Genomic DNA, 20,333 nt, shown 5'->3' on the forward strand with positions numbered 1-20,333 from the left:
CGGCGGTTTCCGTAAGCTTTATGGATATATTCCCAAAGCTTTACGAACGTATTCCTAAAGCTTTACTATCACGCTCCCAAAGCTTCGGGAATAAACAGGGATTGAGGGGCAAGTATTTCTGTCTGTCAGTGAATTTCCTGACAGAGATCGCTTGTTATGAAAGATGCAAAAAAGAGGGGATGTCTTTTCTCCGACATACCCTCTTAGCATAACTAAAAAAGCAAATTATGTTATCGCTTCAGATGAAGAAACTATTGTTTCCAATTTACAGTATGAAATGAGTGAGGAGGTAAAGCAAGAGTCACCTTTTGCTTCCCAACCGCAATACTTATCGTTTCATCAGCATCAGTTACATTGGCAACAATAGCCGTGATTGTGCCGTCCGGATTGACAAAAGCCAGCATATTCTTATCCAACGGAGTTTCCAGTCTGTAAGCACCTGTTTGTACAAAATGCCCCAGATGTTTCATCAGGTAGAATTCCGGATTATACGTCACGGTACGGGTTTTCTTGTCGATAGAAACCATAGAGTTCTGGTTCCATCCCCAAGGACTGACGCCCGGAGAGGGAAGAATCATATTCCAATAATGATATGAATTGATACCATTACTGAAATAATGTTTCATCAGGTTCCAGGTGTATTCGGCATAATCCCATGAATTCGCCCCGTTGCCACACTCCGTTTCCGTTTGCATTAGTCTCAGCTCAGGGTATTCACGATGAATGGTCGAGATAGCTTTCTTACCGTCCCACTGGAAACCAACACCTTTGATGTACTTCGATGCTTCCTTATCGCGTAAAGCTACGCGTACATACTCCGGATTAGCCGTGTTGATGGTTCCGAAATAGATATCCGTCTTGATATTTTCTCTTTCGAACGTCGGCCCCAGATAATGCCCCAGAAAGAAAGTCAGATCTTCCGTGCGCCATTTGCAACTGGGAAACACTTGATTGGAGCAAGGTTCATTCTGTACATGGATACATTCCAGCGGTAGCCCTTCAGCCTCGTAAGCTTTAACGAAACGTGCAAAGTAATTGGCATAAGTTTTCAAATAACCTTCTTCCATCCGGAAACCGGTGCTGAATTCAGCGATAGCCTCCGCAGGCGCAAGTCCGTTCACATCTTTTTCGCCCGAAGGACGGATGGCCGAAGCATAATGATTGTTCGTCTTCATCCATGCCGGCGGACACCAGGGGGAAGCCCAGATGCGCAAATTGGGATTTATCTGACGGGCAGCCTTGATATAGGGAATCAGGATATAGCGGTCACGGTCGATATTGAAGTTCACCAAGTCGAAATCTCCTGCAACATCGGCCGAAGAATAAAAACTCATGGCGAAATCATTCGCACCCAGCGGAAGGCGGCAGTACTCAAAGCAAGCGCCTTCTTTTCCGAAGATGGCTTGAAGAACGGTTTCACGTTCCGTGGTGGACAAAAGGTTCAGTGCATCCCAACCCATTTCGTTGAAACATCCGCCTATGCCCGTAATCACCTGCAAACGTTTAGCGGCATCAAGAACAATCTCACTTCCCGCATCATTCCGTTCCGGTTTCACTTTCTGTTTTGCCCAAGGAGCTGCCTGGGTAGTGGAGTACCACTCAACTTTCTGTGCGGATATGCTTCCGCACAAAAGTAGTAACAAAATCAGACTAATAAGTCGCATAGGTCATCTTATTTCCGCTGTTTTACCATCTGAATGGTGCCATCCTCATTGTAATAGAGTTTATCTACGCAGATGGAACGCAGCCAGTCATGGTTGGACAAAGCACTGTTGTGGTAGAAAGCAAACCACTCACCTTTATATTCCACGATGGAACCGTGATTGGTGTAACTATCAGTGGGTTCCATATAAATACCCATGGATTTCCAAGGACCGAGCGGACTGTCACTGATGGCATAACGCATGCGGTTATCACCCTTCACGCCGTCGTTCCAGTTTTCATCATGGTTATCGGAATAAGATAAATAGTATTTTCCGTTGTACTTGTGTATCCAGGTAGCTTCGTGGAAGTCTTCCAAACCCTCCATAACCTGCATTTCGCCATCCAGTTCCACCATATTGTCTTTCAGTTTACCACCTTTACAGATCTGTCCGCCGCCATTGTAGATGTAAGCCTGACCGTCATCATCCACAAACACACAAGGGTCAATCAACGGATCCATTCCTTCTATATATCCCTGCACAGTGAAGTTGGCCGCCGGTTCTTTACTGGTGGCTACACCGATTTTCCAACTGTTATTCCATTTCGTATCGCTGGGATGCGGAAAATAAAAATAGTAAGTACCATCCTTGTAGGCGCAATCGGGCGCCCACATAAATCCGCCTTCTTTACGCCCCCAGGGTACTTGCGAGGAGTTCAGGATTTCACCATGATCCGTCCAGTGCACCATGTCATCTGTAGAAAAGACATGATAGCGGTCCATCAAGTCGCAACCGCGCGGCGGGTCGATGTCATGCGAAGCATATACATACAGACGCCCGTCAGCCCATACATGAGCCGAAGGGTCGGCTGTGTACATGTGTGTGATAAACGGGTTCGGAGCCATACTGTCAATCCCGGCAGTCTCTTCTTTTGCCGAATTGCTTTTAGGAGATTGGCAGGAGAGCATAAATCCCGCCAGGAACAAAGTAAAAATCAGATAAAAACTCTTTTTCATAAGTAATGTGTTTTGATATTAGTAATTAATAGCTATTTCTCTATTGATAATTGATTATAACTTTCTTTGCCTTGCCTCCTCGCAATGAGATGATTTCATCATACGACTGCCCGAGTTTCAATTTTATCTTCCGGTCTTTCGCAGAGTAGAGAGTGGCATACACCTTATTATCGGAAAGGTTCCACGAGAGCTGTTCAACCGTCACTCCGCAACGGGCTTTTATTCCGCTAATGCTACCTCGCTCAATGCCAGCCACCAAAGCGGGCAACAGTTCGATGCCTTCTTCGTCAGAACCCACCAGCATCTCAATCAGCACACCGGGCACGGCATGACAGACATCCGTACAGAAAGTTCCGAAGTTCGGATAGTGTGCCGTAGACAAGCTGTTATAGTAAAAGTCTTTTTGAGTCAGCGTCAGCAACTTATTCTTTAAGGAAGAAGTATCATGTAATCCGGCGGCAATCAAAGCGGCATGCAGATATCCATGTCCTGCATTCTCATAGTTGTGGCGGTCGCGCATCTGCAAAGCCCTATGGGCTGCCTTGTAAAGTTCGGGAGTCTTATCTTCCGAGAATTCACGGTAAGGCCACACCATCATCAAATGGCTGGAATGCCGATGGTTATAGCTCTCAGCCAAGCCCGGCCAGCCCCATTCCTTTATTGCTCCGTCTTCATTAATCCGGTAAGGCGGCAATGAATCCAAGAGGTGTTTCCAACGCTGTTTGCCTCCACCGGTGCCTTGCTCCTCACCCAATAAGTCGCACACCTTCACCAAGGTGGACAGTATGAAACGGGCACCGGAAAGATCGAAAGCGGAGTTATTCAACAAAGATACCCGCAAGTTGGAAGGTTGGTTCTCCGGTGAAACGGAACCGGCAATAATATAGTAGCCTTCATCATCCTTATACTTCAGGAAATCCTCATAGAATTCGCCCATGCATTTCAACAAAGGATACAGGCGGTTTTGAAGAAACGCCTTATCCTCCGTAATGAGATAATGCTCCCAGAAAGGATAGAGCAACCAAGCCTCTTCGCCCGTAGCATAATGATACGGATAGAAATCGTTGATAGAAGCCATCAGTCCGGAAGAAAGTCCGGGAGTATTGCCACAAGCCAGCATGCCACGGCAGCCCAACAGTTTAAATGCATTCGTTTCAAAGTCTTTCCGCCAGACTTCATTCAGATGAAAATATCCCTCCATCACTTCGGGCATGGCACCGGTATTTCCACCGCTGACCTGTAAGTTCAGGTTCGCATCCAAATGATAGTAACCTCCCCAGCCGGCATTACAGTCGCCTGTCCAGATTCCCAACAAATCAGGAGGCGTCAGTTCGTTGCCGGAAGACAGGAAGTGATACCTTCCTGCATCAAAAATCCGTTCCCACAATGCCAATACGGGTGAGTCCGTTTGTTTCTGTTTTTCCAGTAATTCTTCGTTGGATAGTAACCGTTCGGCAGGGGATGCACCCAAGTCCATCTTCACACGGTTGAAGATTGCGGCATGTATAGCCTTATGAGCCTTTACGAGAGCTTTATAATCCGGCTTTATCTTATTCAATGCTTCTTTCAGCAGGCCTTTATCCCACTCTGCCGCACAATCCGGGGCATACTTTTCAGTGCGTGCCAGCAAGAGTACTTTCGAAGCATCCTGTATATACAACGTATCATTACGCAAGAAACAGGAACCGCCTGATTGCTTTACCCGGATACCTCCTTCATAACCTTCCGCATCCATTGGCGGAGCATAGTTCACACGGATATTCAGATAATCCTTCGCATGCAGGCAATTCATTTTCATTCCTTTCGGAAAGTTCATCTCCGCAGGCATTTGCAGGCTGACTGCGCAGTTCAGCTTACCGGCAGAAGGTGCTTGCAGTTCGAATACCGAAACATTGGCATCCCGTGAAACAAACGACCGGCGCTCCCATTCTCCGCGGGCATCACTCCACCGGACTGTTATTTCTCCGGTTTCATAATTACTGATGCGGCTGTAGTCTTTTATCTCCCCGCTCGCATCCATATCAATCTTGAGCGCAAAGCCCGGATGCCTGCCGCCTTCGCCTCCATCATGCCAATGAGAAGTGCGTACAGCCAAGTCGTTCGCTTCTTTGAATTTTCCGGTAGCGCAATATTTCTTTATTAAATCAAGTGTGTCACGGGGCACCTCGGCAAACGTGCGCGGCTTCGCACCGGGGAAGTTGAAAGAACGGTCGGTAAAGACCACCGTTTCGTGCAAAGGGTTTCCGAAAACCATGATTCCCATCTTGCCATTGCCGGCCAGCAAGGCTTCCTGCCACTTAGTGTAAGTTGTGGGAAAACGGTTGGAATGAGCCTGACGTATAACCGGTTGGGCATATGCTCCCAACGATGCTATACAAACCAGAGCGGAGTATAGTATCTTCTTATTCCACATATTTTTACTTTCTTATTTCAGGGTTAACAATCTGCTGCGCTTCAAATTGTATCCTTCTACAGAAATCGCAGCCTCTCCTTGCGGTACATATTCTATTGTGATAATTCTCTTTTCTCCCGGCAGCAAATTGAAATAACCGTCCGAGGCATAAGCCGGCAGAATACGTTTGTCAGTATCCGGTTCACGTACATTCAGTTTCAGAGCAATAGCAGGCTCTGCACCCGTGTTCCGTAATTCTATCTGCACCCAGTTATTCTTTTGCCTGATTAGCTTGCAGGCTACCGAAGCTTCTGCCAATGAATTAAACTCCAGAAAGTTTCCTTTACCGTTGTCCTGCCAATAATCATTGACAGAAACCGTCCTTCCACGTTTATCTATCAACATCAGACGTTCCAGATATATCCCGGTAATGCCAAGAGGTTTGTCCTGTACAAAACATTCTGTTGCCCCATTGGCCGATACATTCACTTTCGACACCCGTCTGAACAGGGATTTACCTTCCAGAGAATAAGCTTCATAGATAGCTTTGGCCCCTTTCATCTCTTTTAAAGTAGTATTCACTACTATTACCTTTTGGTCATCCAGATTCTTCTGAATATGAACAGGTTCACATGCCTTGCGGCAACCATAGAAAGAACCAAAAGTTTCGTAATCCCAAGAATATACCTGCCAGACCATGCTGGGCCATGCCGGGTGGCTCATCCACAGCAACAGGCCGCTTGTACTATTCCATATCTTGCTGTTCCATGCTTCCATCATGGCGCGATGGCTGTCATAATTGACAAGCTGCGCTTTCCGGCTGAAATCTTTCAGGTCCGACGGCTTTCCATATTTTCGGTCGATGTCTTCCATAAACTCTCTTTGACCGCCATGCAGGTCATGGTAGTACCAGACATCACTGATAGGCCACGCATCCTTTTCATCCATCATCGCCAGAATAGATTCTTCCGTAGGGATGGAAGTAGAGCCCTGTTCCGTATTAAATCCGTGTGCCCGGTTACGATAGTAGTCCACCGGATTCTTATGATAGTTCCACGGTCCGCTTGGCCTCAGGTTGCAATGCGTCGAGTTCGGACTATAATAACGGGTACCGTCTTTTTCAGCAATCATCTTTGCCAGATTCTCTTCAATGTATGCAGGGGCGAATCCTTCATTTCTCGGGTTCCAGATGGCAATGGAAGGATGATTACGGAAACGTACCACTACGTCTTCCGCATTCCGCAGGAACAAGTCGTCATCGTTTACGGTCATATTATAGCCTTGCGTACTTAGCCAGAAATCATTGAACACCAACATTCCGTATTCATCGCACAATTCGTAGAAACTTTCTTCCGTGCTCTCACCCGTCCAGTTACGAATCATATTGAAGTTTGCTTCTTTATGCAGGCGGAAATACGGTTCAAGATGTTCACGCGATACGCGTTTCATTCCATCATCCATTCCCCAGTTTCCACCTTTACAGAAGATGCGCTTTCCGTTGACTTTGACTACCATATAGTGCTGCATAGCCTCATCGGGTGCCGGAATGAGAACATCAGAAGAAACATTCTTTTTCAACCGGGGCATGCACATGCCTCCTTCGATATATTTGCGATTGATATTGTCGAAGATAGGTTCGCCCTTACCCAGCACCGTAGGCCGGTATTCCATTCTGCGGATAGAGTCATTGGGTAAGCAGACTTCCAGTTCATAAGACAACTCCCGGACTCCGAAGCTTACTGCCTTTTCATCCGAAGCCACTCCCTTTTCAGCTACCGCCACATTCATTGTATACAACTCCTGCGGACCGTAATTATTCGGCCACCAAAGCCGGGGAGCTTTCAGTACCAATGCCTGATATTCTTCCGGAGTGAATGTCACTTCCTTCCGTTCTTTCGGTGCCAGCTCCACCTGTTTACTGATTATCTTACCTTCAAGAGACAAATCGACGGATACCTGCTTAGCCACCGGCAACAGATTCTCCACTTCAGTATGCACTGTTATTTCTGCACTCGTCGTATCCGGCAGTGCCAGGTGGGTAATGACTTGCGTATCGTGCAGACGAACGCCTTGCGTAAAACGCAGATGCACATCCTGCCAGATACCTATGTTCCGATCTCTGATGCCCGGCACCCAGTCCCAGCCTTCGGAAGATATAAAAGTAGGGCCATCCAGACACAACTGTCCTCCGTTCATGCCATTGCCTGCCAAGGGAGATTGTTCGTGAGGAATCCCCGGGTTGGGTGGCGGAAGAATGTGAACAGCCAATACATTCTTACCATCCACCAAGTGATCCGTTGCATTGAATTCGCCCCGGATAAAAGCGCCTTTCATTGTACCCAGACATATGCCATTCAGCCATATTTCAGCTTGATAATTAATGCCCTTGAACACCAGCCAGGCTTCTTTGCCCTTCTTCTCTATAGGAGACGAAAATTCCAGGCGATACCACCAGTCTGTCCGACAAAGAGTATCGGGAATCACCAGATTGTTCAGTCCATAATAAGGGTCGGGATAGACTCCTTGGGCTACCAAAGTAGTCAGCACCGTGCCCGGAACAGTTGCATTATACCAGCCATCAGCATGGTATCCAACTTCAAAGATGGATTTCTTTGAAGACATGACATTGCTGTTATCCGCCAGTCTCCAACCCTTGTTTAACAGGAAATCATTTGCACCCACTTTTTCAGCAACCGCTTCTACAGGTACCTGTATCTTGGGAGTGGACATAATGATTTGTGCTTTTGATTTTGGTAAAGTCTCTTTAGGCTGGGGATGAGTCAATCCCCAGTTTGCTACATTCTGGGCTAATAAAGAAGAAGTACAGCCCAGCAAGAGACAGAGTATCCATTGAAATTTAATGTTCCGTTCCATGTCTTACTTATTTTTCAGGATGGGAAATCAGATAATCGTACATAGCCTTAGCCATCATTCCCGAACCTTCCGCATCGGGATGAATGCCATCTTTCATCAGTTCCGGGTGTTTGTCGAGCACCGGATGCATATTAATGACTTCTACATTCTTTTTTTGCGCGGCACTGATAGTAGCAGGAGTTACATCTTTCACAATCACCTCATCATAAATGCCGTTCGAGTCTTTTACGAAAGAAACAATCGGGGTAAGCAGAATGATACGGGGTTTAGAGGGAAGTTGCGCAAAAGCGTCAATCATATCGCGGCAGTCTTTATCAAACTCACGCATATAAGGACGGTTAACGCCTTTACTGTCATTTCCACCCAAATCAATGAACACCACATCCGGATTGGATGCCAACGCTTTCTGATATTCTTTCGTTTTCCAATAAGGGAAGTCACCGTGACGAAGCATAGTGCAGCTACTTACACCATAATTTATCACCTTATAATCATCACCCAGCATACGGCCCAACTGCGCCGGATAAGCATCTGTTGCCGGATTAGCAGTCGTAGCTCCGGCAGTGATGCTGGCTCCTACACAAACCACTTTTGTCTTTTGCAGGACAGAGACCGCCTTTTGCAAGCGAATATCAGCAGAAGATGCACCTACCATTATGTTATAGTTACCGGAAGGATATATAAACTTTCCTTTCGCCTCGTCCCAATAGCGTAACAAGTCTTTCCGTAATTTTATAGTCACCTTCTTGCTTTCGCCACTTTTCAGTGAGACGCGTTCAAAGCCTTTCAATTCTTTCACAGGCATCACTTCCTCTCTTTCGGGAAGTTTCACGTAAACCTGAGCAACCTCATCACCTGCATATCTACCTGTATTCTTCAATTGGAATGAAACACTCACTTCTTCCTCACCATCCGCTACCTGCAGATTGGAATACTTAAATGAAGTATAGCTCAAACCATAACCGAAAGGATAAAGTACATCGCCTTTGAAATATTTATAAGTACGTCCCTTAGTAATGTCATAATCATCAAACGGAGGAAGTTCATCCAGACTTCTGTAATAAGTCAATGGCAAGCGGCCACCCGGATTATAATCACCAAATAGTACTTCCGCCACAGCTTTGCCTCCACTTTCTCCGGGATACCATGCATTAACAATGGCAGGTACATGTTCGTCCATCCAGTTGACAGCCAGTGAACTGCCGGCAACCAATACGACTACGATATTCGGGTTTACCTTATATATTTCCTGTAGGAATTCCCGCTGGTCTGCCGGAAGTTGAATGTCATATCTGTCTTGTCCTTCACGCTCTATCGACTTATTGATACCTAATACGGCAACCACCGTTTCGCATTCGCGCACCGCTTTTCCGGCTTCGCCATATAAATCCAGACGGGTGACTTTTCCAACCTGGGGAACCCGCCATTGCAATTTAGCGATGGCATAGTCGCGATTGTCATAATATTCAGCCTTCAACTGATAGTCTTTTCCGGCTTCCAGATAAATAGCAGCCGTATCTGTACGGACCGCATGTCCCGGCCACGCATCAATCAACATTTTGCCATCAATGCTCAGGCGGCATCCGTCATCGGATGTGAAACTGAGAGTATATTGTCCGGTAACCGTGGGGCGCAACTTACCTGTCCAACGAACGGATAAAGGAGACTTAGGCAAGAAAGGATCCGGCGCCTGATTGCCCGGTTCGAAGTTTATCCATTCTTCTTTTCTGACTTTCGGAGTGCCTTGCAACTTCGTGTTATCAAAGTACTCGGCTTGCAATCCTTCCGGAAAGCTTGCCCCTTGTATAAGTTCCATGCCATCCACTGCCGACTTCCACGGAGCATATACCACTTTCACGTCCTCACCTACTCTGTCTTTGATGCCTTGCAAAACAGAAACCGGAGCTATCACCGGCAATCCGCTATAATCGCCGAACTCACTACTGCCCGCATTGATACCTACCACTGCAATGGATTTGATCTTCTTAGCATTGAGCGGCAACATCTTTTTCTGGTTCTTGAGCAATACAATACATTCGCGGGCTGCATTCAGCGCCACTTCCTGATGCTCTTTGGAACCTATCACAGCAGGAGATATTTTTGTATACGGATTCTTTTCCCCGCTATCGAACAAACCTAACTGCATACGAGCCCGCAACACACGATAGGCAGCCGAATCTATATCGGCATCCGTAACCATGTATTGGCGGTAGGCACTCAGCAAAGGCTCATCATATACATCGTCGCCACATTCCAAGTCCAAACCTGCCTTTATGGAGAGGGTAGCCGCAGCTTCTTTAGTCTTCACATACTTATGCGCATTGACCAGCAAGGAAGGGCCTCCGCAATCGGAAACCACATACCCCTTGAATCCCCAGTCATTACGCAATACTTTGGTCAACAGCCAGGCATTCAGTGTACAAGGCACATCATTCAGTGCATTATAAGCCGACATGATAGATGCTGACTTCCCATCTTTCACACATGCCTCGAAGGCCGGAAGATAGTATTCACGAAGTTGTTTCTCTGATATTTGCGGATTACATACAAAGCGATTGTGTTCTTCATTATTAGCTGCAAAATGTTTGGGAGTCGACACAATCTTCAAATAACGGCTATCATTGCCCTGCAAGCCTTTCACAAAAGCGGTACCCATGATGCCACTCAGATACGGGTCTTCACCGTATGTCTCAGGGGTACGTCCCCAACGCGGGTCGCGTGCCATATTCACCGTAGGAGACCAAAAGGTCAGCAAATCACTGAACTGACTTTTCTGTTCACGTCCCTGGTCCAGTTCGTTCCAACGGGCACGGGCCTCATCAGAGATAACCGTAGCCACTTGTTCCTGCAATACAGGGTTCCAGGTAGCCGCCAGTCCGATGGCCTGCGGAAACACAGTGAACCGTCCCGGACGAACCACTCCGTGAAGCGCTTCGTTGCCATGATAATATTTAGGAATGTCCAGACGGGAAATACCCGGTGACGTAGCGCGCAGTAAACTAATCTTTTCCTCAACCGTCAAACGTGACAACAAGTCCATGATACGTTCGTGGGTGGGAGCATTCTCATTTTTATAAAGCTCCTGAGCCTGTGCCGTTCGGGTGGCACAGGCCATAAGAGCCAATAATCCTGTAAAAACAATCTTTTTAAGTGTTCTCATGGTGTTTTTCCTATTGACTATATACCTTACAATTTATCAGCAGACGGCGGCACTGCATCACCTGCACTACCCCATGCCTTATTGGGCCTGTTACCCATTACCAATACCAATTTTCCTCCGTCTTTTATATCGTCATGGCTGAACCAGGGCTTATTCCATTCTTTGCCATTCAACGTTGCAGACTGGATATATTTGTTTTCGTCTGATGTACCTTGTGCCTCTACCTCAAATACTTTTCCATTGCTCAGCATCACTTTAGCTTTAGTAAACAAGGGGCTGCCGATGTTATAAGACGGGGAGCCCGGAGTCACCGGATAGAAACCTAAAGAAGAGAATACAACAAATGCAGACATACCGCCACCGTCTTCATCTCCCGGCAATCCCATCAGGTCATTACGGAACCAGGTCTTCAATAATTGGCGGATACGCTTTTGTGTCTTCCAGGGCTGTCCGGCATAGTTGTAGAGATAAGGGATATGCAAACTCGGCTCATTAGCCATAGAGAATTGGCCTACATTACCGGTATGGTCGGGTATCTGTGCATAGAAAGCATACTTGCCACGTCCCAGCGGTTCACGGAAAGTCTGGTCCAGATTAGTGATGAATTGTTTGTCGCCTCCCATCAGATTAATCAAGTCGGCTACATTATGAGGAACATCCCAACGATATACCCAACCATTGTTTTCGCCATAATATTCACGGGCACCCATACCTCCGGAGAAGCGGTAATCGAACGGTTCAATCCATTTGCCGTCTTTATCTTTCGGATGGAAGAAAGCTGTTTCGGCATTATATACATTGCGATAATTATGAGCACACTTCAGATAGTGGGCAGCATCATCCTTCTTACCCAGCATATCGGCAATTCTCGATAAGCACCATTGGTCATACGAAGTTCCCAATGTAACGGCAATCGGCTGGCGTTTCTCAAACGGATGCACATTCGGGTCTGTTTCCTTCTCTCCTGCCTGGAGCGCCGGGATATATCCGTTTTTCTTATAGAAATCATCAATCCAACCGGCAGCAGCACCCGACCACGGAGCCAATGTCTTTTCTTCTATACCTTTACGGCAGGCTTCATAAGCTTTTTCCAAATCAAATTTCAATCCTTTGGCGGCTGCATCGGCCACAGTTGCTACGGCATGGTTGGAGTTCATACGGCGGGAATCACCTGTAATCTCGGGGAAAGTAGGCATCCACATATCGCCCATTTGTTCTGCCATGCGCAGATAAGAATCAATCACATTCTTTTCTGTTCCTTCGTCAATCAGCAGACGCAAAGGGTGGGCAGCACGATAAGTATCCCAAATCCAATCGTCCGTATAGAAAGGTTCGCCATTATCTTCGTGTATCTTTCCGTCGAATGCACTGAAATAACGACCGTCTTCACTGATGCAAACCGGACGTTCGAACACGCGATAAAGTGATGTATAAAAAATCTGTTTATCGGACTCACTACCGCCTTCTACCTGAATATCACCCAAGGCTTTATCCCACGTCTGGCGTCCCTTCTCTGCCAGTGCTTGCAGATTATAGTCAGGCAATTCACGTTGCAGATTCTTCTTTGCCTGCTCTTCACTTATAAATGAAATACCATAGCGCAGATTTACCGTCTTAGTTCCATCAGCAAAGTGCAAAACGGCACAAGCATTGCGTCCTTCGGCGTCCTTCTGAGAAGCATCTATCTTGCCATCAACCAGAATACCGGTCTCTATGGGAGCAATGTCCGACTCGATGTACAAATACACGCGTGTATTATTCTCCAACTGCTGATAACCGCTCACAAATCCGTCGCCTGCCTTGATGGCACCGTTACGTGAGTTAATCATCATATACACCGGCTTGCCTTGTTGTCCATACTCTATCTGATAGAGAGCCGACTGGTGGGAAGGCGCATATTTCACGTTGATTTCCTCATCATCCAGGATCACCTCATAATAATAGGGTTTCAGTTTCTCATCGTCATAGCTATAAGCTACAACCGGACGCAGATTATCTCCCTGATACGGACTCAGATTAAAAGCAGAACTACCACGGTGACTGGTCACAATCAAGGGAAGTCCATTCAACATATCCGTTGTATAATCCGCCCGTTCCGGGTAAACACGAAGCATGCTGTTCGGCAAATGAATAGTGGGGAAAGTAGGAACCAGCAAATGGCTGATATTTCCCATGTAGGGATTTACGTAGTCAACCGGACCTTTGACGGTGGCTACTTGGTTTTGTACTCCTCCACAAGCACCCAACACGGAAACTAAAGCTACAGAGGCTAAGCAATGTGTAAATTTCATAATATAACAGTTTTAGTTTATATTTATTCTCGAAGGCAAATATAAGGATTGACACTTCCCCTTTCGATTAAAAAAGACTTAATAGCCGATTAATATTAAGTAAAGCAGCTAATTTGTCTACTATTTAACCATATTTTCAATCAATTCTATTATTTTCTCCGGTTTTTGGGGAGCAATCGGATAATGTCCGCGTCCAGCATCTATAATTACTGTCATCTTACCGGTATAGCGTTTCTTAACTTCACCTGTCTGGGTTTTCAGGTTGGGGTCCAGACTGCCACAAGCATGTAGAATAGGAACTTTAGCCTTGCTAAGTGGTTTCAGATTATCCAAAGGCTGCATCTTTGCCAAAGACGAACGCAAAATAGGATTCTCTCCATAAATTCCGGCAATCTTATCCGGATTTTCAATTGCCCAGGCATAGACTTCACCTGTTGCACCTCCACGTCCGGCCATCACAGGATGTGGAGCAAATCCCTTATTCACAAGATAGTTATACGTAATGTTCCACTGGTCGAACAAAGGCCCGTCAGCATTATAAGCTATAGGAGCAACCACTATGTGAAAACCACGTGCAAGTAATCCCAAATCAACAACAGAACTGCCATCCGGCTGATCACAGCGGAAGATCCAGGGATTTCCGGTAGCAGGTTTCTCAGGAGTAATGACTGTAACCAATCCTTCCACCCCTTCCAGTGAGAACTGATATTTATTGTAATTACCCGCAAAATAAGGTCCCCATGAAGTTACCCAAAGTTTATCATGTTTGGCATATGAGTAAACAGGATCTGTACTGTAGAAATTACTTTTCTTATACTTATCGGGCAGAAATCCAGGTTTTGCAGCAGGCTTCGCCTTGTAAGCCTGTTCGATAAAATCGGCAATAACATTCGGATCTTGCAAACTGTGCGGATGATGCGCCGTACCATCCTTAATCAGTACCGACATGCGTCCGCCATTACCCTGATAAACACCCTGAATAGCATAAGTATTATTGAGTATAGGATCAATACTGCCACAAATATTCAGGATAGGAACATCCTGCCGGGCAAGCTTGTCCATACTCATCAGGCTCTTCTGCGAAAGTCCGGGATTGTCGGCGCAAATAGCCAATACTTTGTCGGGATGCTCAGTTCCCCAGGTAAAAGAATTGGCTCCGCCACGGCTCATGCCGATAAATGCAGGTTTAGGCGAGAGACCATGTTCATTGACCAAAAAATTATACCATACTTCCCATGTCTGGTCAGGGTCGGTAGTGATATAAGCAATATGGAAGCCACGCTTCAACAGTTCTATTTCAGCTTGTGGCTGATGGTCCCAATAACAGCCACGCCACGACCAGGGATTACCTTCAGCAGCCTGTTTCGGAACAACGACTATACATCTGCGCATCCCCTTTTCCGGTCCTGCAACGCCAGCCCCCTCACGTTCTGTAGCCTTTATCGGCTGAATCTGAAATGTTGTTTCACTCATTACAAAATCATAGCGGTCGAAGCCATGCCAGTTCGTTTTCTCACCGGTAAAGGTCTGAGCCTTAAGTTGTACGGTTGCAAGAAAAAGAAAGAAAAAAAGACATATATTTTTCATCTCACTGTTGTTTTTTTCATTAACCCCTCTACGAGGAGCTTAGCCTTTCAAATAATCATTTCTGTCCCCGGGTCTGTTTTACCATCTGTATGGTGCCATCCGGATTATAGTATAACTTGTCTACGCAAACCGAACGAAGATTTCCCTGTCCCGAAACATCGGAAGTGTGATAGAAAGCATACCATTCACCTTTATACTCAACGATGGAGCCGTGACTGGTATCACAGGTGGTAGGTCCCAGATAAATGCCCTGATACTTCCACGGTCCCAGTGGAGAATCACTGGTAGCATAGTTCAAGCGGTTGGCACCCGGATTATTATCAGCATACGAGAGATAATAAACTCCATTTCTTTTGTGTACCCAGGCAGCCTCATGGAAATCGTTCAGACCGGTCATCGGTTTTACCGCACCGTCTAGTTTTGTCCAGTCGTCTTTCCGTAGTTTACCACCATAACACTTGCCACCGCCGCCGTTATAGATATAGGGTTGCCCGTCATCATCTATAAACACGCAAGGATCAATTTCGGCAGGCATACCTTCCACATAAGATACTACGCGAAATTCTTTATTCGGATATTTGCTGGTGGCCACACCCACACGCCAAGTACTATTCCAGTTGGCAGCATTGGAGGGGTGCGGGAAGTAAAAGTAATAGGTCTGGTTCGCAGGATTGTAAACGCAATCAGGAGCCCACATGAAACCATCACAGCCCCAACCTGCATGTTTCCGCACAGTAGCCGCATTCATTATTTCACCATGATCCGTCCAGTTCACCATATCTTCAGTAGAGAAAACGTGATAGCGGTCCATGCGGTCGCAACCAAGTGCGGGTTCCATATCATGCGAAGCATATACGTAAAGCACCTCTTTTCCATCGATATTCCATACATGTGCCGAAGCATCAGCCGTATAGAGAGGGCCTTTCAGCCAACTATTGTACATCGGTGAATCGAAACCCGTGAAAAGAGGGTTACTCATAGACTTAGTGACCGGGTAAGTGAAGGAATTGGAAAGATCTTCCAGTTTTCCCGTACGCCTAAATACAAACTTATCTATATTTCCCGGCGTACTGCCAAAGTATTTCAGGACATGCTTGCCTTTGGTCAACTGGATGTTCCCGACAGTTGCCTTATGGATGAAATCAGTCCAGCCCCCAAGAGGCATAGCGATGCCACGGCTTGCACCACGTCCGTCCACCTCAAAGTAGAAGCTGCCTTCGGAACCGTCTCCCTTCACACAGTAAGTATCAATGGAGTAAGCACCATCTTCATCTACTTCAATCGTATAGCACATCCATTCGCCCGGTTGCACATCACCAATATAATAACCTCCGGAAGCATTGCCGTCCGCACGTACATCGACCGCATGAGCACCTCTATAACCTACATCAGCAGGTTTGGTATCACTTTCATAATAAGCCACATTCTGTGCCCCTTCATCAAAGTCTTCCGCCTCCAAAGTTCCGGGAACATGATGCGGTCCCTTATAAGGTGTTCCCTTATATGCTTTGAGAAATGCTTCGGAGTCATAATCCAAATCATCATCATATTCATAGGGACCTTCCGGAGGAGTTACTACCGGAGGCTCAACCTCCGGGGAATCAACTTCCGGAGGGGTATCATTATCGCCGCAAGCCACAAAAGCAAGCAATACGAATCCTAAGCCAAATCGAAATAAGTAGGTAGGCAATTGCATAAGAGATTATTTAGTTTGTTTCACCACTTGTATGGTGCCATCCGGATTATAATAGAGTTTATCTACACAAATAGAGCGAAGATTACCTCTACCTGAAATAGAACAATTATGATAGAAAGCATACCATTCTCCATTATATTCCGCAATAGAGCCATGACTTGTATCACAACCTGTAGGCTCCAGATAAATACCCTGATAGGTCCATGGTCCCAACGGAGAGTTACTTGTTGCATAGTTCAGGCGATTAGCTCCCTTGCCATTCTCTGCATGGTTGTCAGCATAGGATAAATAATACATACCGTCTTTTTTATGTATCCAGGCAGCCTCATGGAAATCCTTCAAACCTTCCATTGCATGCAGTGGTTCAGCCAATTCCATCATGTTGTCTTTCATTTTGGCACCTACACAACGGCCTCCGCCACCATAATAGAAGTAAGCTTGTCCATCATCATCTACAAAGACACAGGGATCTATCATAGCAAAACAATCGTCTTCCATTCCTATCATGTCTATATACTTATCTTGTACAGTGAAGTCCTTGGCAGGATGTTTGCTGGTAGCTATGCCCACTCTCCAGGTATTGTTCCAGTCATCGCCACTCGGGTGCGGAAAGTAAAAGTAGTAAGTACCATTCTTATAAGCACAATCGGGTGCCCACATGAAACCTCCATCTTTACGTCCCCAGGATACCTGCGAAGAATTCAGAATTTCCCCATGATCCGTCCAGTTCACCATGTCATCCGTAGAGAATACATGATAGCGGTCCATCAAATCACACCCACGCGGAGGATCGATATCATGAGAAGCATAGACATACAGACGTCCGTCTTCCCATACATGAGCTGAAGGATCGGCTGTATACATGTGAGTAACGAAAGGATTCGGTCCTAAAGTAACTGTTTTAGCTTGCTTTTGGCTGTTACAACTCATCAATGTCAACGACGAGACAGCCAAAGTAATCAAATAATTTTTCATACGCATTTTTATAGTTTTAATATTTAATACGAGCAAAATTAAAGTCGCATGATTAACAAAGCTCTTAATTTCAACTTAATAATTCGCTGTTTTTTTCTTTTGATAGAAATAAGCGACCGATATGCCGCATAATATAAAATTTTAGTGCCGTCTTCTTATTTCATATCCCGCCGGGGCATTTCAAAGCTCAGCGGTTTTTCATGACGAAGCATCTTTGCCGCCTCACCCGTCAGCCACAGGTAATGGTCGGACGGCATTCCATCCATACCCACAAACTTGACTTCCTTGCCCACCGGAGGATTGTCCGTACACTTGAAGATTGCAGTACCTTCGTTTACTTCATCGAACATGGCTACATACAACATTGTAGCACCTGCATTGATGGCAGTGGAAATCTGTTGCCAATAGAAACGGCCACCTTGACGGGGAATAGAACCGGAAGGTTTCACATCATCCTTAAATGCATGGCGGCTCAGATTATGCCAACTAAACCCCGGGGTTACACAAGGCACATAACCAATGTTATTCTCTTTACACCAAGCAATATCATCGAGGATAACGTCCCGATAACGGTCCATATCATTGTGGAGCAACGGAGTAAAACGCTGCACCATCCATGGCAGAACAATATCCGCCTGTTTGATAAGTTCGTGCAGGTAAGGGTCGTGTATGCAATCGGCATTCAGGTCTCTCCAGAAAGTAGGTACACCCAACATTACGCTACAGCCTCCATATTCCGGATCATTCTTGAGGAAATCAATGAAACGTTCCAAGCCGATATTACGAATATCGTACGGACGGTCGGGAAAACCGACTCCCCAGATGGTAACCAACGGTTTGCCATTATAAAAGACATAAGTCTGTTCCCCTGCCTGATTAGTTACACGCAACGAATCAACCAGGTATTTCCAGTCGTCAATCAGCATGGAGCAATCTTCACCTTTAGCCGCCAGCCCAGACAAATCATACATTACCCCGATAGCGCGTCCATACTTGGAAGCCGCTTTCATGGCATGTTCCAGCACTGTGCTTCGTTTACGTGCTTCCGGTCGGGCAGCTCCAAAGAAACGTTGCATAAATACGCCGTCCAGTCCATACTCTTTCATCCATTTGAAATGCAGGTCGACCGTGCTCTCATCCGTAGAACAGAAGAAACGGGCAGTAGAGCCATCCGCCAGTTTCTGCCCTGTGGGATACGTTTTCTCATACTCGCTTACATCCGGCCACATATCAATGCGGACACTATTCTCATCCGGGTACATTACCCCTTTCCTCGGTTGATGAAACCAGCCCTGGTACCCCGCCATAACCAGACCTTTATAAGAAGGATATTTAGTATTCTTAGAGTGTTTGGGCGCTGCATTCAGCCCCCCGAACAAGAAAAAAACGAATAATAGTAAAAAGCATTTCTTCATGGTAGCAATAATTTAAGTGGGTATTAATATTTCTGTTGTTACTGTTTGTTCCAAAGTTTTTTGATAGTTTCTTCCTGAGAATAGCCGAAAGGACATGCTTCACTTTTCATATTGGCGCGATAGTTACCTTCAGTTTCATTCGGGCAGGTTATCATCCGGCAGCCGGGCATTTCCAGATGTCCATTCGGGTCGGTACGACGTATCCAGTGATAAGCATACGTCAACCACTCATTCCGGTAATCTTCCGGTTGTAGAGATAGCCAAGAGATTTCGTCCCATCCCCATACAAAGTGTGAGTTCAGATCCGCTACATTCGGCTCTTTTCCCCTGCCATAGTTATCAAACTCCACGAGATATGGCAGATGTTTACATTTCCATCCGCTGGGTGATATGCATCCTTTGCTCTTTTTATAGAGAGCATCCAGATGATTCACAGCAAGTTCGGCTTTATAAGGTTCGGAAGGTATTTCTTTTATGCGAAGCGGGAAAGAATTGAAGTCAAGCAGACTCACCCCATTCCTTACCATTCCTCCATAGGGAGTATGAGCATCCAGCAATACCCAGTGACGTCGGGCATGGGTACGCGCATATTCACGTATCTTTCCGATGATCCGGGCCCAAGAATCACGTGCCGGGTCATTCATACCAATCAACTCAATCTGTCCGAGATGAAATGCCTCGCAACCGACATTGATATAAGAACAAGCCAGATAATAGAACCAAAGTTGAGTTTCCTGCCGGCTAATATCCGGCACACTACTGCCCTTATGCCAATGGTCTACCAGTCGTCCCTCTTTATTCAGCATATCGGCATAAGAGAAATTTCGTGATTCAACCGGCAATCCGTAACCCGTGAACACCCAATCGGGTATCTTCACCTGATTTACTTCCTCGGTAACGATCTCGAACAGGCATCCCTGAAGGATTATATCAGCGTCATAGGCATGCAATTCATCGGCAAAAGCTTTCGCTTTACTCCAGAATTCCGGTTTGTTCAGCAAGCTTTCGCCTCCCCACCGATAAATGGAACGGCCGATAAACTTAGCCCCAATATTCTTGACCATACGCATATCATCGGCATGATAGGAATACACTCTCCGCCCTTCCGGTTTGTCAGGCATCAGCAGATAGACCATTGTGATGGAACGGTCCAGATAATTTTCCAACACCTGCCGGGAGATACCTTTCTCATTGAAATGGTACTCCTTTCCCTGTCCCCACAGAGAACAAGGAAGGAGGGGGAACAATATAACAAGGTAATATATAATGTTTTTCATGATAATC

11 protein-coding genes are annotated in these 20,333 nt (G+C 46.1%); all 11 read right to left on the bottom strand.

The window, feature by feature from the left end; translation table 11 throughout:
- Positions 1 to 251: 251 nt before the first annotated feature.
- Complete coding sequence (locus HMPREF9447_RS09375) at positions 252 to 1,664, bottom strand: glycoside hydrolase family 30 protein (RefSeq protein WP_009129473.1); 1,413 nt, start codon at positions 1,662 to 1,664, stop codon at positions 252 to 254.
- Positions 1,665 to 1,672: 8 nt separating this feature from the next.
- Positions 1,673 to 2,659: a family 43 glycosylhydrolase gene (locus HMPREF9447_RS09380; RefSeq protein ID WP_009129474.1), complete on the bottom strand. Its 987-nt coding sequence runs from the start codon at positions 2,657 to 2,659 to the stop codon at positions 1,673 to 1,675.
- A gap of 40 nt (positions 2,660 to 2,699) precedes the next feature.
- On the bottom strand, positions 2,700 to 5,072 hold the full coding sequence (locus HMPREF9447_RS09385) for a glycosyl hydrolase family 95 catalytic domain-containing protein (RefSeq protein ID WP_009129475.1): 2,373 nt from the start codon (positions 5,070 to 5,072) through the stop codon (positions 2,700 to 2,702).
- Positions 5,073 to 5,084: 12 nt separating this feature from the next.
- Positions 5,085 to 7,925 (bottom strand): glycoside hydrolase family 2 protein, encoded by a 2,841-nt coding sequence (locus HMPREF9447_RS09390; protein WP_009129476.1) that lies wholly within the window; start codon positions 7,923 to 7,925, stop codon positions 5,085 to 5,087.
- Positions 7,926 to 7,932: 7 nt separating this feature from the next.
- The gene (locus HMPREF9447_RS09395) at positions 7,933 to 11,085 is read right to left on the bottom strand and encodes a glycoside hydrolase family 3 C-terminal domain-containing protein (RefSeq protein WP_009129477.1); all 3,153 of its coding nucleotides are present in this window, start codon (positions 11,083 to 11,085) and stop codon (positions 7,933 to 7,935) included.
- 26 nt (positions 11,086 to 11,111) lie between these two features.
- Positions 11,112 to 13,376 (bottom strand): GH92 family glycosyl hydrolase, encoded by a 2,265-nt coding sequence (locus HMPREF9447_RS09400; protein ID WP_009129478.1) that lies wholly within the window; start codon positions 13,374 to 13,376, stop codon positions 11,112 to 11,114.
- Between the two features lie 120 nt (positions 13,377 to 13,496).
- Positions 13,497 to 14,963 carry an alpha/beta fold hydrolase gene (locus HMPREF9447_RS09405; protein ID WP_009129479.1) on the bottom strand — a complete coding sequence of 489 codons (1,467 nt, stop codon included), beginning with the start codon at positions 14,961 to 14,963 and terminating at the stop codon, positions 13,497 to 13,499.
- A gap of 55 nt (positions 14,964 to 15,018) precedes the next feature.
- The gene (locus tag HMPREF9447_RS09410; RefSeq protein WP_009129480.1) at positions 15,019 to 16,659 is read right to left on the bottom strand and encodes a family 43 glycosylhydrolase; all 1,641 of its coding nucleotides are present in this window, start codon (positions 16,657 to 16,659) and stop codon (positions 15,019 to 15,021) included.
- Between the two features lie 6 nt (positions 16,660 to 16,665).
- Complete coding sequence (locus HMPREF9447_RS09415) at positions 16,666 to 17,634, bottom strand: family 43 glycosylhydrolase (protein ID WP_009129481.1); 969 nt, start codon at positions 17,632 to 17,634, stop codon at positions 16,666 to 16,668.
- Positions 17,635 to 17,789: 155 nt separating this feature from the next.
- Positions 17,790 to 19,049 carry a glycoside hydrolase family 71/99-like protein gene (locus HMPREF9447_RS09420; RefSeq protein WP_009129482.1) on the bottom strand — a complete coding sequence of 420 codons (1,260 nt, stop codon included), beginning with the start codon at positions 19,047 to 19,049 and terminating at the stop codon, positions 17,790 to 17,792.
- Positions 19,050 to 19,087: 38 nt separating this feature from the next.
- Complete coding sequence (locus HMPREF9447_RS09425) at positions 19,088 to 20,326, bottom strand: hypothetical protein (RefSeq protein ID WP_009129483.1); 1,239 nt, start codon at positions 20,324 to 20,326, stop codon at positions 19,088 to 19,090.
- Positions 20,327 to 20,333 lie beyond the last annotated feature (7 nt).

Origin of the sequence: Bacteroides oleiciplenus YIT 12058, assembly GCF_000315485.1 — a bacterium.
Classification (GTDB): Bacteria; Bacteroidota; Bacteroidia; order Bacteroidales; family Bacteroidaceae; genus Bacteroides; species Bacteroides oleiciplenus.